The sequence below is a fragment of the Streptomyces sp. 35G-GA-8 genome, from assembly GCF_023534745.1.
Lineage (GTDB): Bacteria > Actinomycetota > Actinomycetes > Streptomycetales > Streptomycetaceae > Streptomyces.
On sequence record NZ_JAMHJQ010000012.1, the window covers coordinates 1 to 14,399 of the forward strand.

General features: G+C 69.0%; 9 protein-coding genes and 5 pseudogenes. 6 read left to right on the forward strand and 8 right to left on the reverse strand.

Annotation, left to right across the window (positions count from 1 at the left end; genetic code table 11):
- Positions 1 to 612: 612 nt before the first annotated feature.
- A complete protein-coding gene (locus tag M1203_RS26210; protein WP_249952277.1) occupies positions 613 to 1,113 on the reverse strand; it encodes a hypothetical protein in 501 nt (166 codons plus the stop codon).
- A gap of 187 nt (positions 1,114 to 1,300) precedes the next feature.
- On the opposite strand from M1203_RS26210, the pseudogene M1203_RS26215 reads away from it, so the two are divergent.
- Positions 1,301 to 1,726: pseudogene (locus tag M1203_RS26215) on the forward strand (endonuclease/exonuclease/phosphatase family protein); the annotation flags it as partial.
- 278 nt (positions 1,727 to 2,004) lie between these two features.
- Here the strand turns inward: M1203_RS26215 and M1203_RS26220 are convergent.
- From M1203_RS26220 to M1203_RS26230, 3 genes are all read right to left on the reverse strand, one after another.
- Positions 2,005 to 3,258, reverse strand: coding sequence for a HAMP domain-containing sensor histidine kinase (locus M1203_RS26220; RefSeq protein ID WP_249952278.1), 1,254 nt, complete (start codon positions 3,256 to 3,258; stop codon positions 2,005 to 2,007).
- A gap of 1 nt (position 3,259) precedes the next feature.
- Positions 3,260 to 4,039 carry a two-component system response regulator CseB gene (cseB, locus tag M1203_RS26225; protein ID WP_249952279.1) on the reverse strand — a complete coding sequence of 260 codons (780 nt, stop codon included), beginning with the start codon at positions 4,037 to 4,039 and terminating at the stop codon, positions 3,260 to 3,262.
- Positions 4,040 to 4,155: 116 nt separating this feature from the next.
- Entirely contained in the window at positions 4,156 to 5,778 is a 1,623-nt protein-coding gene (locus M1203_RS26230; protein ID WP_249952280.1) for a serine protease, read from the reverse strand.
- A gap of 1,087 nt (positions 5,779 to 6,865) precedes the next feature.
- On the opposite strand from M1203_RS26230, the gene M1203_RS26235 reads away from it, so the two are divergent.
- Positions 6,866 to 7,885, forward strand: a complete 1,020-nt coding sequence (locus M1203_RS26235; protein WP_249952281.1) for a helix-turn-helix domain-containing protein — start codon at positions 6,866 to 6,868, stop codon at positions 7,883 to 7,885.
- A 116-nt stretch (positions 7,886 to 8,001) separates the two neighbouring features.
- Positions 8,002 to 8,268 carry a hypothetical protein gene (locus tag M1203_RS26240; protein ID WP_249952282.1) on the forward strand — a complete coding sequence of 89 codons (267 nt, stop codon included), beginning with the start codon at positions 8,002 to 8,004 and terminating at the stop codon, positions 8,266 to 8,268.
- Between the two features lie 596 nt (positions 8,269 to 8,864).
- Here M1203_RS26240 and M1203_RS39260 read toward each other — a convergent pair.
- A pseudogene (locus tag M1203_RS39260) lies at positions 8,865 to 9,107 on the reverse strand (hypothetical protein); the annotation flags it as partial.
- A gap of 102 nt (positions 9,108 to 9,209) precedes the next feature.
- Between M1203_RS39260 and M1203_RS26245 the strand changes: the two are divergent.
- Positions 9,210 to 10,502: a hypothetical protein gene (locus tag M1203_RS26245; protein ID WP_249952283.1), complete on the forward strand. Its 1,293-nt coding sequence runs from the start codon at positions 9,210 to 9,212 to the stop codon at positions 10,500 to 10,502.
- A 641-nt stretch (positions 10,503 to 11,143) separates the two neighbouring features.
- Positions 11,144 to 11,815: pseudogene (locus tag M1203_RS26250) on the forward strand (transposase); the annotation flags it as partial.
- An 85-nt stretch (positions 11,816 to 11,900) separates the two neighbouring features.
- Here M1203_RS26250 and M1203_RS26255 read toward each other — a convergent pair.
- A pseudogene (locus tag M1203_RS26255) lies at positions 11,901 to 12,136 on the reverse strand (hypothetical protein); the annotation flags it as partial.
- Positions 12,137 to 12,414: 278 nt separating this feature from the next.
- Between M1203_RS26255 and M1203_RS26260 the strand changes: the two are divergent.
- Positions 12,415 to 13,311 (forward strand): haloalkane dehalogenase, encoded by an 897-nt coding sequence (locus M1203_RS26260; protein WP_249952285.1) that lies wholly within the window; start codon positions 12,415 to 12,417, stop codon positions 13,309 to 13,311.
- 198 nt (positions 13,312 to 13,509) lie between these two features.
- Here M1203_RS26260 and M1203_RS26265 read toward each other — a convergent pair whose 3' ends face one another.
- Both M1203_RS26265 and M1203_RS26270 read right to left on the reverse strand, forming a co-directional pair.
- A complete protein-coding gene (locus M1203_RS26265; RefSeq protein WP_249952286.1) occupies positions 13,510 to 13,968 on the reverse strand; it encodes a co-chaperone YbbN in 459 nt (152 codons plus the stop codon).
- Between the two features lie 205 nt (positions 13,969 to 14,173).
- Positions 14,174 to 14,356: pseudogene (locus M1203_RS26270) on the reverse strand (toxin Doc); the annotation flags it as partial.
- Positions 14,357 to 14,399 lie beyond the last annotated feature (43 nt).

Sequence of the window (14,399 nt, forward strand, 5' to 3'; positions counted from 1 at the left end):
CCGGTCGCCCGCCGATGGCCGAGGCGAAGGCCGATATCCAGGTGCGGTAGGCCGCCGGAGAACCCGCCCCGCCGCCGGAGTGGCCGCCACACGCGTCGCAGCGGACGAAAAACGTGAAGCTCAGGGGCGGCCCGGTCCGTCGACAATGGCTACTCCTACGCCGCCTCCGGTCGGCAGGAATGGCCGCGCGAGTCCTGCTTCTCCTCGGCCAGGCCGACGGCAGGGTGGCCCCGAAGGCCGGCCCTGCTGCCAACGAGGTGGCGCCTGACACAGTTTCGCAGGCGGCGCCGGCGACAGCCCGAGGCTTCCATAGGTCCCTGGCCTCCCGCCCCTCGACGAGGAGTCCTGATGCCTGACACCTCGTCCTCCGCCGCTACGACCGTCCGGCCGGCGAAGAGTCTGGGCCCACAGAAGGACCTGCCGCGTAGAGGGAAACGCTGGCAGGCCACCCATCCTCCCCAGCTTTCTCCACGGATGCCGGCGCAGCAGCCCACGGGGACCCACGGGTCCCAATGATTGGTCACGTCCGTTTCTTTCACGATTCCTACCGTCAACGGGCATGACAGAGGTGGGGAGCCCCGCAGGGCTCAGGCCACCTCGACAAGCTCCGGTTCAGACGCTCGGGGAAATGCCGAGTGATACACCGTTGATCTCGCCTGCCGAGTCCACCGGGGCAGCATGGTTGATGGTCCGTCCGAAGCACACCGACCAGGACTTCGCCCCCACCCCCGATGACGAGCATGTCCACTTGTTCAGGTAACCGCTGGAGTTCGCCAGGTCCATGGCCGCTGTCGCACGGTAGGAACCAGATCGTTCGTTACGCACGATCACCGCCCCTTGTACGCCGTTCCCGTTCCCGTTCGACGCCCTGACCGCGCAGACCTGAGCGAGCACGTCGGTCTCGATGTGGATCGTTCTGGCGCAACGCCAGAGACTGGAGCTGGAGGTGATCGGATTCGTGTTCCCGTAAGGTCGCCAGCTGCCGCTCTCCGCAGCTGTGGCGGGGCCGGCGGTCGCCAGACTCAAACCGACGACAGCGGTGAGTGCGGCTGTCGCCCCTGCGACCGTCCGGGTAACTCGCGTGTTGATCCGTCGTGCTCGTTTCACGTTCATGTTTTCCCTCCGTTGGGCCTCGGGCGCTTTCCTGAGGCTGGTGGTGTTGATGGGGCCGATACTGCCGTGGTGCCGGCGGGACGTCGTTGGCCGCGAGTCCAGACGTCTTGACGATGCGTCTTCAAGCAGCCCCCAGTGGCGGCACTGGCTTTGGCGCATCACCTTTTGCCTGGTTGAAAACTTGTTGAGCCGCTGGCCCGCTTGTGATGAGAGTGGTGGAGCGGTGACAAGCCGGTGCCTCGGGCGCCGACCTGCTCGCCCTGCCCACCTTGCATCGGTACGAGTGCACCTGACCACGGGCCTCGGCACGGACCGGCGCAACGAAGCGGCCAGGAAGCTCGCCGACGCCGTACGGGCCGAGTCGCTGCCCCGGGTCGTGGTGGTGGGCGACTTCAACGGCACGAGCGACGACACGGCACTGCGCCCGCTGACCGCACAGCTGCGATCGGCTCAGGAAGCGGCGGGCGACGGTGTCGGGTTCAGCCGGCCCGCTGCGTTCCCGGTGGCGCGGATCGACCGGATCCTCGTCAAGGGCGTCACCCCGGTCTCGGCCCGAACGCTGCCGCGCACCGGAAGCGACCACCTGCCCGTAGCAGCCGCCTTGCGCCTGTGACGGCGGTGTGATTTTCATCGATCACCGGCGTGGCTACTCTGTGGCATCTGGCGAACGGCGGGGCCAGTGGCCGATGCGGCGTGCGAGCCGGCCGACACGGTGACGCCGGGGACCTGGAGCACGGGCGCGGTCGAGGACGCCGCCTACGCCATCGACACACTCGCCGAGGCCCTCGCCGCGAACCTGACGACAGTGCTAGACCGCCCCCCTCTCGCCAGGGCGGATGAGGTTTCGGCAGTCGCGGTGCCAGTGACGTCTTTCCAATGCCGTCGGACGTGTCAGTCGGCAGGCGGGAGGCGGAGCGTGGCGACGGCCCCGCCGTCGGGCGCCTTGGCGAAGGACAGCGACGCCCCGATGACCCGGGCCTGGCCGAGCGCGATGGTCAGTCCGAGGCCGTGGCCCCGGCCGCGTTCGGACGCGCCGGTGCGGAACCGTTGGGGTCCGTCGGTGAGCAGCTGACGGGGGAAGCCCGGGCCGTGGTCCCGTACGGTAACGCAGGTCCCCGCCACCTCGACCTCGACGGGTGCGCGACCGTGCCGGTGGGCGTTGACGACCAGGTTGGTGACGATCCTGTCGAGCCGACGCGGGTCGGTCTGGGCGGTCAGGGCGCCGGACGTGGTGAGCCGTGTCCGCAGCCCGGTGCGCCGTACGGATTCCGTCACCAGCTCACCGAGCGGTACCGGCTGGGTGTCGGCCTGTTCGGCGCCCGCGTCGAGCCGGGAGATCTCCAGCAGGTTCTCCACCAGGGTCCGCAGCACCCCTACCCGGTCTCTGACCAGATCCGTGGCCTCCCCCTCGGGGAGCAGCCCGCTCGCGGTGACCAGACCCATCAGCGGGGTACGCAGTTCGTGGGCCACGTCGGCGGTGAAGTGCTGCTCGGCCAGGAGCCGCCCGAGCAGGCTGTCGGCCATCGAATCGACGGTGGCGGAGATCTCGGCGATCTCGTCGCTGCCGCGGCCGGCCCCGGTCCTGGCGGCCAGGTCACCGGCCGTGATCCGCCGTGCGGTCCGTGCCGCCCGCCGAAGCCTGCGGTTGGGCAGTTCCGCGGCGAGCGCCGACAGCGGTACGACGACGGCCAGCGCGAGCAGGGAGTACTTCCACATGTGCCGGTCCAGGGCGCGCCGGGCGAGCAGGTCGGGTGTCATGTCGACCTCCACCGCCACGGGGCTGCCCCGGTACGTTTGTGCCGCCCACATCGAGGGGTGGTCCCCGGGGCCGTCACTGTCGTACCAGGTGGCATACCCGTCCCTCAGCCCCTGCGGGCCGCGGAGTCGGCGCACCAGTTCGACGGGCATGGACCCGGGCGACATCCGAAGCGAGTCGGGCGTGGTGGCGTCCCGTTCGTGGTCCTGCAGGTCTCGGGACAGCTGCGTCACGGCCTTGGCCCTGCCGTCGTTCAGGGACCGGGCCAGGGTGCTGCGGTGGACCAGCACCCCGACGGTCAGCGCGATGGCGCAGCAGGCCACGGCGACAAGCACAGCGATCTTCCAGCGCAGTGAACGCCAGTTCAGCAGGTCGCGCGGGATGCCCACGTCAGCGCCGCAACTTGTAGCCGAAGCCGCGGACGGTCTGGATCCGCTCGGCTCCGATCTTCCTCCGCAGCCGCTGGACGCACAGGTCGACCACGCGGCTGTCGCCGTCCCAGCCGTAGTCCCACACGTTGCGCAGCAGCATGTGCCGGTCCAGAACGACGCCGGGGTTCGCGGCGAACTCCAGCAGGAGCCGCAGCTCGGTGGGGGCCAGCGCAACCGGTTCGCCCGCCCGGAACACCTCAAGGCCGGCGGTGTCGATGGTCAGGTCGCCGAAGACCAGCGGAGCGTGCTCGCCCGGGCGACCGGAATCCTCCGGCGGTGCCGCACCGCCCACCGGCTCGGTCGGGGGGTGGTGCGGTACGGCCGGGGCGGTGGCGGGGTTGAAGGTCGCCCGCCGCAGCAGCGAGCGGATCCGGGCCACCAGCACCGCGGTGTCGACGGGTTTGACCACGTAGTCGTCGGCGCCCGCCTCCAGGCCGGAGACCACGTCCAGGGCGTCGCCGCGCGCGGACATCATCAGGATCGGGTCCATGCTGGTCTCCCTGACCCGGCGGCACAGCCCGATGCCGTCGAGGGCGGGCAGCATCATGTCCAGCAGTAGCAGATCGTGGCGGCCCTCCCGGAACAGTTCGAGTCCGGTCAGGCCGTCACCGGCGGAGGTGACGCGGTAGCCGTAGCGCTCCAGTGCCAAGGTGACCGATCTGCGGATCACTTCGTCGTCCTCCACGAGCAGGATCGCCACGGGCACCAGGGCGGTTCCCCCGGCCACTGGATCCGACATCTCTCCCCATCGGACGTAGTTGCTGGAGGTCCATCATGCGACAGGGCATCCCGCCCTGCCGAATTCCGCCTCCACCACGCATACGCCGGCGCCGGGTTCGCCGGTGATGCTGCCGGTCAGGGTTCGCGGGTCCGGGGGCTGTGGTTCGGGTCCTGGTCACCGAGATGACTGTCGCGGTCGTCGGGACGGGGCGGGGCACCGGTGAGGGTGCAGCCCTGGCGGGACAGGTCCAGTTTCGATCCCTTGGCCAGACAGTCAGCGATCATGTAAAGCTGCTGGCCATAGCTGCGACCCTTCGTGGAGGTCACTTCCCCGTTCGGGCCTACTTCGCAGGGGTTGTTGTCGGTGCATTGCTCGCCGTCGTCGTTGTGGGTGTTGTGGATTCCCACGACAGTGGTGCCGTCGGGGGCCAGCAGAGCCGAACCGGAGTCGCCGTGCCAGGGGGCGCAGTCGTCGCTTGTGGTGTAGCGGATTGAGTTGTCCAGCTGGTAGCCGCCTTCCCGCAGGTGCGGGACTACGGCCTCGGCGGTGCAGTGGTAGCGGGCGCCGACGGAAGCCACGGTCAGTGGGTCGCCTGTGCGCACGGGGACGGACGCGAGCTGGAAGACTTTCGCGCCTTCGGCAGTCAACTGCGCGTAGGTCTTGTCCAGGCGGTAGAGCGCGATGTCGGTGCCGGTCATCGTCGCGTACACCAGCCGTTTCGCACGGGCCGTGGTCTGCGGATAGCCCTGAGGGTCGGCGATGGGCACCTCGCGGTCGGCAGGCTGGTCCACCAGCGCGGCTCCGGGCGCGGGCCACTGTCCTTGCACACAGTGACCGTTGGTCAGCAACAGCGCCGGGTCCTGCGGACGGGAGGCGGGGGTACGGACCACCGAGCCCGCACAGCCGCTCAGGTCCGCCGACCCTTCCATGTCCGGGATCGGATCATCGGGGGGCACGTCGGTGCCCGTAATGATGCCGTTGATCCAGTCGGCGTGCCTGGTGACATCGGAGTACAGCGTCTTGCCGCTCTCGTCGGGGCCGCTGACCACACCGGCCACGGCCCACTGACCGCCCTCGCGGACCAGCGCGGGACCGCCGGAGTCCATATTCGTGGCGGCGACGCTGCCGTCGGCGCTACCGACGCACAACTCTCCGCCGGCCGCGTGTGACGGACACGCCGAGATCGGTTGCACCACGGTGTCGGCCTCCCGCAGCCGCGTGGGGAAACACGCCGGATTGGTGCTGTCGTCGCAGGTCATGCCCCAGCCCATGATACGGACGGGTGTGTTGTCCGGCGGCGTGGTCGAGGCGATCCGCACCGGCTTGGCCCGAACCGGGGTCCGCAGGTGCATCAACGCGAGGTCGCGGCCCCAGAACCCTCCTTCATCGCGACTGGTCGCCAGCCGGTAGTAGTGGTCGACCTCGGCGACCTCGCCGCCGGAGGTGGTGTCCAGTGACCCGACCCGGACCTTCCAGCCACGTGGGACCCCCGCCTTCGCATTGGTCGGGTTGCGGCCGGCACAGTGGCTGGCGGTCAGGACCCATTGCGGCGCGAGGACCTCGACCCCGCAGCCGTGCTTGTCCGGGCGCGGCGGGGCGGGGTAGGACAGTTGGAACGAGCCCATGAACGAGTAGGCCTGCGTGGACTCGGTGCCACCCACGACGGCCTGTGCCGGAAAGGGTGTTACAAGGGCCGCGGTCAGCGCGATCCCCGCCGTCAGGGCGGCGGCCGCCCTTCGGCCTGTCGACGTGTGCATGCGTGGCTCCCCTTGCGTCTGCCGTCGCCATCGCTCCGGCGGGCTGGTGCTGAGGACAGCAGTGGGCTGTCCCGTCCGGCATCGAGCCTGGACCCAGTGGCCCTCCGGAGGGTCTCGCCCGCGTATCAGGCTCGGCGCGGCAGCCGCTCAGTTGTGTATCAGCGAGTCCGGGGCCAGGCAGACGATGCCGTGGACACGCAGGCGAAGCGGCCCGCTGCCGTTGTCCGTCGCAGTGTGACGGTGGATGCGGAGGCCCGTGGACGGCATCTGCGTCAAGGCGGCCGGCCCCTGCCCTTGCCGGAAATCCCGTCCCGGTGAGCAGGTGGCGGCGGGGCCCTGATCGGCACCATGAGCGGTCGGGTCCTTGCCGTCGAGGACCTGCCGACGCCCCGACCGGACCGCCGTCGAACCGCTGCTCCTGCCCACCCGCGACCCGGCGGGCGACTTCACCGTCGCCTGGACAACACCGCCGGCCACGCGGGCCGGTGACCGGCGTCAGCCGTGCGCCGACCCGGGTTCCAGCTCTGCCGATCATGTGACTCAAGGAGAGCGTCGTCACAGCGAGCAGCGATGGGGAGGGGCGGAGTCCGGTGGCGTTCCTGACCGACGAGCAACGCCTTATCTGGACTCTTTGATCTCAACCACGAGTTGAGCAGGGTGTTTGCGTCCTCCGCAACGAGCTCGCGGTCACACTCGGGCAACTCCGCGACCTCCGCCGAGTACCCCGGCTCGGGAGGCGACCCCGGCGACGGTGACCGGGGCCGTCGCGCTCCAGGCTGTTCAATACTGCTGTGACGCGTTCGATGCGGTCCAGGCGGCGTTGTTGAGGCTCGGGGCGACGTCACGGCAGCGGACCTGAGCGTCGGCGTGGATGCTCCCTGCCGCGGGGCGGGAGGGGAGACGCAGATCACCTTCGTTCGTGTCACAACGTGCGGGGGCTGTCCCGTCCCAGAGGCACAACCACCAGCAACGACGGGGTAAAGGAGTGCACTATGGAAGCCCGGTTCCATGGAGTCTGCGGCTACTGGGGTCCATGGGCCCCGCCGTACGAACCAGCGCCGCGCCCCTCTCGCGAGAGGAGAAGGCGATGATCGAGACGGTGTTCCGGACTGAGGGAGTGCCCGCGGCGGAGCGATTCGGATACTGGCGTGAGTGCATGACCCGGCTGCTATGTCCCATGGACATGAACAGTGACTACGACTCCACATTCCGCGCGGAGACGAGACTCCTCCAACTCGGTTCCCTCTCGATCTGGCCGGGAGATATGCAGCGGCCGATGCGCTGTCGGCGGACTCCCAAACTGATCCGGCAGTCCGATCCGGAGAACTACCACCTCTCCTTGCCGATGAATGGTTCGATGGCCATCTCACAGGCCGGGCGCGAAGCCGTGCACGGCGCCAACGAGATGTACGTCGTTGACACCTCACAACCCTATGAATGCCGTGTATCCGGCGGGCCCCTTCGCGGCGTGGGGCTCGAAGTGCCCAAGACACTCGTGCCCTTGCCCCCGCACGCCGTCGGCCGACTGCTGACCCGCCGGATGTCGGCACAGGAAGGGATGGGCGCACAGCTCGCCGGCTTCCTGGCCCGCCTCGCCGACGACAGCGGCTCTTACAAGCCCTCCGACGAACAGCGGCTGGAGACGATCCTGATCGATCTGTTCACCGCCACGCTGGCCCATTACCTCGATGCCGACGACGACCTACCGCCCGAGACTCACCGCCGGACCCTGCCCCTGCGCATCCGGACATTCATCCAGCACCAGCTGCACGACCCGGCTCTCACACCCGGCGCGATCGCTGCCGCGCACAACATCTCAACCAGCTACCTGCACAGCCTCTTCCGGAACCAGGACCTCACCGTCTCGGCCTGGATACGTCACCAGCGCCTGGAACACGCCCGCCGCGACCTTGCCGACCGGACCCAGTACACGGTCCCTGTCCACCGCATCGCCGCCCGCTGGGGCTTCACCCACCACGCAGCCTTCACCCGCGCCTTCACTACCGCATACGGCCTCGCGCCCCGCGACTACCGGCACCAGGTCCACGCCGATTCGCCCACGGATACGAGGCCAACAACGATGCCCGCAACCGGCATTGCGATGTAGACGCATCGTCAAGAAGTCCGGCCTCCACGCCAACGACGCTCTGGCGACACCACGGCAACATTGATCCCGTCACCACCAGTCCCCGGGAAGCGCCCGGGGCTCAGCGGGGAGAACACATGAAGATGAAACGAGCCCTGATCGCCATGGCGATGACCCTGGGAGCAGTGGGAGTACCACTGGCGACCGCCACCTCGGCACAGGCCACGCAGAGCCAGTGCACGAACTACCTGGCCGGCAAGGGCTACATCGTCGGGGGCGGCGTTCGGTCGGCATGCAGCCACGGCACGTTCCTCGGCGGCGCCCATCCCTTATGTACCGCGAAACTGCTGGAGCTCGGGATAACCAACGGCACCCACATCAACGAGGCCTGCAAGCGCGCCTAGCTAGATCTTGTCCGGCCGATCATGTGGCTACTTCGTCCTCGGGTCGCTGATGCGGATATAGGGCGGGGTGATCTCACGGACGCCGAGTGGGAACGGCTGCGGCCGTTCCTGCCGGTCAGCAACAGGCGTTGTGGCAGGTGGCGGGATCACCGGCAGGTGGCGGGATCACCGGCAGGTGGCGGGATCACCGGCAGGTGATCGACGGGATTCTGTTCTTGATCACGCCCGGTGAACGAGTCCGGGTCCGCCCGGACACGCCGGCCGTCACAGGCCCCCAGAGGCCGTTCCCTGAGCACTCCCGTCGTCGTTCTCGTCCAGTTCCGGCGTCTCCGGATCACGCAACGGGCGCAGTACTCCGGCGGCCGGGGGTGAGGCCGTGAAGCTGTAGCAGGGCAGCGCCGGCTCCTCGGCGAGCGTCCCGTACGCCCCGGGCCGGCCGGGTCGGTGTCGAGCATTGCCTCGCAGCACCAGCGGCGCAGCACAGCCTCCGCCTGCTCCGGTGCCGCGGCCAGAAGCTCGTCTGCGAGCCGCCATAAGCGAAGCCTCTCCCTTCTCGTCCAGACCGAGCCGCCCAGGGGGTCCTCGCTCGTGAAGTAGTGAAAGATGAGCGCCTTGCCGCAGCATGCACCGGCGGCGATGCGGTCCGTCCGCGCGCCTACGATCCCTCGCTCGGCGAACTCCGCCGTGGCCGCCTCAAGGAGGCGTCGTCGCGTTTCAGCTGCATTGCCTGCCTGGAGGCCCGGCGGCGGTCGGCGCGCGCGTCCGGGATCGGTGTCGGGGCGACGTCGGGCGGCAGGATCCGCAGGGCACGCACGACGGTGCGGCCGGCGCAGGGGCATGCGCCGGGGCAGAGGTACGCGCCCCGAACACTGTTCTGAGCAGCGGCGACCGCCGTTGCAGGCGTTCTAGCGCCGGGAGGCCAGGGTTCGTAGTCTCGATGAATGGCCAACGGCGTCTGGCACACGGGCTACGAGATCGTCGTCCATCTCACCCACGCAGATCTCGGTCATGAGGACCGGCCCGGCCTGCTGGAGGAAATCACCCGGCCGGTCGGAGAACGGGACCGGCAGTTGCTGGAGTGCCTGGAGCACCACGAGGACGGGGTGTGCCAGGCCGAAGGGGAGGGCCGCACGCCGTGGATGTCGATCCGTCAGCGAACGGTCGACGGCATCACAACGCTGGTCGCGGCGCACCTGCCGCTGCGTACGTCAGCGACCTCAGAGGAGTCGGACAAGCACAAGGCGATGAAAGAACGCATCGCCCGCACCGCCCAGGAACATGGCTTGGAAGCCGAGGTGGAGGTCCGGGCGGGCGACGGGCGGATACGCACCGACGTCCTGGTCGCCGGGCCGGCGGGGATGGTGGGGTGGGAAGCGCAGTACTCCCCCATCACCGCGGCAACGGTCCGGAACCGGTCCCGCAGGGCCGTCGAGCATGGCATCACGCCTCTGTGGGTGACCAGCGACGGGTCCTCAGCGCTGATCGACCGGACGCCGTGGGTGCTGGTGGATGACCAGCCCTGGCAAGTGATCGCCGGCCGGAAGTCGATCCTGGTCAGCGCCGGGGCCAGGCACTTGCAGGAATGGCGGTGCGACGAGCACCGGCAGCGCCCCTGCCCCGGAACCGGCGGCATGCGGGCATGCGGCGGGTTCCATGTCCACTGGGACCTGCCTGCCCTGTGCCTTCCGCCGAAGCCGACGCCGAAGCTGGACGAACTCGTTCTCACCAGCGCGACGGGAAGCTGGGTACCGATGCGTATCCCCGACCCCGGCGACACGCGGTTGACGGCCCGGATGTGGGTCCCCGAACAGGACCGTGCCCGCTGGCGTGAGATCGTCGGGGCGCCCGAACCGGAGTTGGACGAGGAAGACCGGGCGGTCGACGGCCGGCTGACGTTCACTCGCGACGAGTTGGATACACGCTGCCGGTACGGGGAGAGGACCCACGTCTTCGACGACGCCAGGAGATACCGAGCGACCCCCGCAGCCGCCGCACTGCACACCTGGGACGAAGTTCCCCAACGCCTTTACCGCATTCCCCACAAAGAACAGCGCATCATCCTCGATGACGCGGGACGTCAGCACGCAGCCCGGCATCTGCGATGCATGCCCTGGCATATCGGCCCGTGTGCCGGATGTGGCACGCCCATCGACCGCTACGGCCCCTACCCCTCTCATGCCTGCTCGACATGCCGCGGCAAAGTCCGTGTCGCCGCTGGATCCCGAAGCACGTGACGGAACGCTACGCCCGATGACAGTGGGGCTCCTGGCTGATGGCTGCCGGAGATCAGCTGAACAGGCCCGCGGTCATCTCGAACGCGGGTCGAACGGCTCGGTAACCGCGACCTGGTCGGCCGTCAACGAGCTCGAAGAGCGCATCCTGGCGAGAGTAGAGGAATCGTAGAACTCGGCCCAAAAGCTGGACACACGTACAACGCCTCGCCTGCGGGCGCGTCGCTCGGGAGACTCGCAAGTAGCGGCCGTTCTCCTGGGCTTCGTGACTCGACATCTCGAAGCATCGAGAACGGCCGCCTCCATTGTCCCCCAAAGAACCGCAGATCAGCAGGTCGGGTGACCTGTGAGGTTAATCGTCAAGCCGATACCAGAGGCGCACCGAAGGGCAGGAAATCAGGCGCTTGCTCAGCATGGATGTCGATGAACTCTCTCTAGTTCCAAACGCCCCTGGAGCCCCGTTACTGCAGATCAGGCGGTGCCGTTCAGGTAGGCAGACTGGCCATGGATTTGGCCGTCCCCGACCTTGTGGACCCAGATGGTAATCGGGGTCCCTTCGGCAATATTGCCCGACTTCCATACGGAGCAATACGGCGCATTATGCCCCTCCGTCGTGGCGAGTCGATCTATATCCCCATCCCGACCCCGCGCTGGAGCGGGCCTTCGACTACAGCGGTCACAAGGGGCGCTGGTGCTGCTGACGGGCTACCAGACGCCGGCCGCGATCTGCCGCCGCGGCCGGGCGAGGCCGACGGCCTGGCTCGCCAGCTGCGGCGCCCGGGGCGCCGGCACAGTTGCAGCGGCCGCGCTGGAAGCGGCTCAGGCCCAGCAGGCCGCGCTGCCCGGCGAGGATGTCGCCGGGCAGATCGTCGCCGATCCGGCCACGCGGATCCTGGCTCCGGACGACCGGCTGAAGCGCATCCACCAGCAGGTCTGTGAGACGTTCCGTAGCCACGCGCAGGCGGAAATCATCGAGTCCCTGCCCGGCATGGGACCGATATTCGCAGCCGAGTTCGCTGTCGCCGCCGGCGACCTGGCCGCCTACGCCGACGCGGGCCACCCGGCCTCCGCGGCCGGAGTGGTGCCGGTTCCGCGTGACTCCGGACGACGCACGGGCAACTACCACCGGCCCAAGCGCTACAGCCGCCGTATGCGACAGGTGTTCTACATCCGCGCAGACCAGCATGATGCGTGAGGGGCCGAACCGGGGCCTCTACCTCAAGAAGCTGGGCGAAGGCTACAGACATGTTCAGGCCGTCATCGCGCTGGCCCGCCGACGCGCGCGCGTGCTGTGGGCGCTGTTGCGTGACGGACGTTGCGTGACGGACGGGTTTTCACCTCCTCCCCAACGATCACCCAGGCGGCTCGACTTCGTCATTGAGGCTCCCCCTGTTCCTCATCGGTGGCCAGCAGCGTCGCCGGACGGCGCGCATCACCGTGTCGCCGCCGCAGCGTCGCCTACCGTCCACCCCGTACCGCGACAGCTCCGCCAGCCGCCGCGGCGGTATACCCGCGACGTCCAGCACTCCCATCCCCAGACCGGCGATCTCCGCCGCCCGCTCCAGCGACCACTTCATCTGCGGACCGGACACCCGCACCAGCCCTCGGCGCAACCGGTCCAGCTCGGAGACCCGAGCGCGGGCCAGCGGCGGGGGCACGTCCGCAGGTCCGGCCCCACGACGATTCAGCGGTGCCACGCGCACTCGACGTCGACAGCGCCTCTCAGCTGCCGGAAACCCCACCCGTCACGCACTAGTGTGCAACACACTGCACGATCATGGCCCCGTCTTCCCGAGGCACCGCTCAGTGCCGCGCCGGCTCGGGGCCGACGAGCCCCCGCCGGCCCCGAGCCGGCCATCACCACCGACTTCAATCACCTCGCGGTCAAGCTCCGCGACCCGCCCTGGAGGCAGCCATGCCGAATGACCGTCCCTATGCGGAGAAGAAGTTCGCCGAGATCAACGGGGTCCGGATGGCCTACATCGACGAGGGAGAGGGGGCTCCGATCATCTTCCAGCACGGCAACCCGACCTCGTCCTATCTGTGGCGCAACGTGATGCCGTACCTGGAGGGTCTGGGTCGGCTGATCGCCTGCGACCTCGTCGGGATGGGCGACTCCGCCCCGCTGCCGTCGTCGGGCCCCGACAGCTACTCCTACCAGGAGCAGCGGGAATACCTGTTCGCGCTCTGGGATCATCTCGACCTCGGCGACGACGCCGTGTTCGTCGTGCACGACTGGGGTTCCGCGCTCGGGTTCGACTGGGCCTATCAGCATCAGGACCGAGTCGCCGGAATCGCCTACATGGAGGCGATCGTGGCTCCGAGGGAGTGGGAGGACTTTCGCGTGGGCCGGGAAATCTTCCAGGCACTGCGTTCTCCGGCCGGCGAGTCGATGGTGATCTCCGACAACGTCTTCGTCGAAAAGGTCCTTCCGGACGGAGTCCTGCGGGACATGACCGAGGAGGAGATGGCCGTCTACCGCGCGCCCTACCTCACTCCCGGTGAGAGCCGGCGACCCACGCTGAGCTGGCCTCGCCAGCTGCCGATCGCGGGTGAACCCGCCGACGTGGCGCGGATCGTCGAGACCTACGGCCAGTGGCTGGCCACCTCGCCGGTGCCGAAGCTGTACTTCGAGGTTGACCCCGGCGTGATCCTGCTCGGGAGACAGCGCGAGTTCTGCCGGGCCTGGCCGAACCAGACCCAGGTGAACGTGCCGGGTAACCACTTCGTCCAGGAGGACAGTGCCGATCTGATCGGCCCCGCGGTGGCGGACTTCGTGCGGAAGATCCGCGGCACCGAACCGAGTCGGTAACCGAGGCAGGTGCCGATCCGCGATCCCCGGCACCCCGCCCGGCCGCCGACGCGGCCGGGCGGGGTGCCGCATGCATCGCGAGCGCGATCCTGAACCCCAGGTCGTCGATACGCAGGGTCGGGTGGCTCTTACGGCGGCAGGACGCCCGGTACACCCCGGGGCGGACGGGGCGGCCGAGCCAGCTGGAGGAGAGGACGGTCAGACGCCGTTGCGGCTGAGGAAGTCCGCGATGTCGGACTTCGACGCCGGGCCGATACGGGTGGCGGTTACCCGGCCGCCCTTGAACAGATGCAGGGTGGGGATCGCGGTGACGTTGTACCTCGGGTGGGTGTCGGGGTACCGGTCGATGTCGTGCCAGGCCACGGTGGCACGGCCGGAGTAATCCCGGGCGGTCTCCGCCGCCGGCGTCTTCAGCATCCTGCACGGCCCCGACCACTCGGCGCAGAAGACGACCAGGACCGGCACGCCGGACCTGAGCACGTCGTTCCCGAACGAGGCGTCCGTGGTCGTGATGACAGTGCCCGCCGCAGCGGCACGCACACCCGCCGGCGCCACCGTGCCCCCGGCAGCCTGCGAGGCCTGCACCGCCGTCCCGGACACCGCCAGCGCCAGCGTCCCCGCCACCACCGCCGCGACACGACCCCCACGACGGCTCATCCTGCTCACAGCACGCACAACGACCTCCTGCGGTTCCCCTCCGTCCCCGCACGGGGCCGAAGGCAGCGAATACATGACCGGCACGCGGCGCCCTTGCCTCCAGAAGGCTCGGCCGAACGGTGCAAATCATTCCGGCATCACCCCTCATTCACCCCTTCGCATGAACCGGCCGTCGCGACCGGTGCGGGTCCTGCTCGTCAGTGGGTCAGATCCGCCAGATGCGGATGCGGTCGGCGGCGTCGTACGCGTCGGTGCGCCCTTTGTCGATGTCGCGCGCGAGGTCGATCAGCGCGCCGTACGCGGCGTCGCTGCCTTCGCCTGTGGCGTCCATGTACGCGACGGCGACGGCGATGCCGGTGGCGAACAGTGCATTGCGTGCGGGGAGGGGCGCAGCCGGTGCTGGCTGTTACGGCAGGCTGCCGCAACAGCCA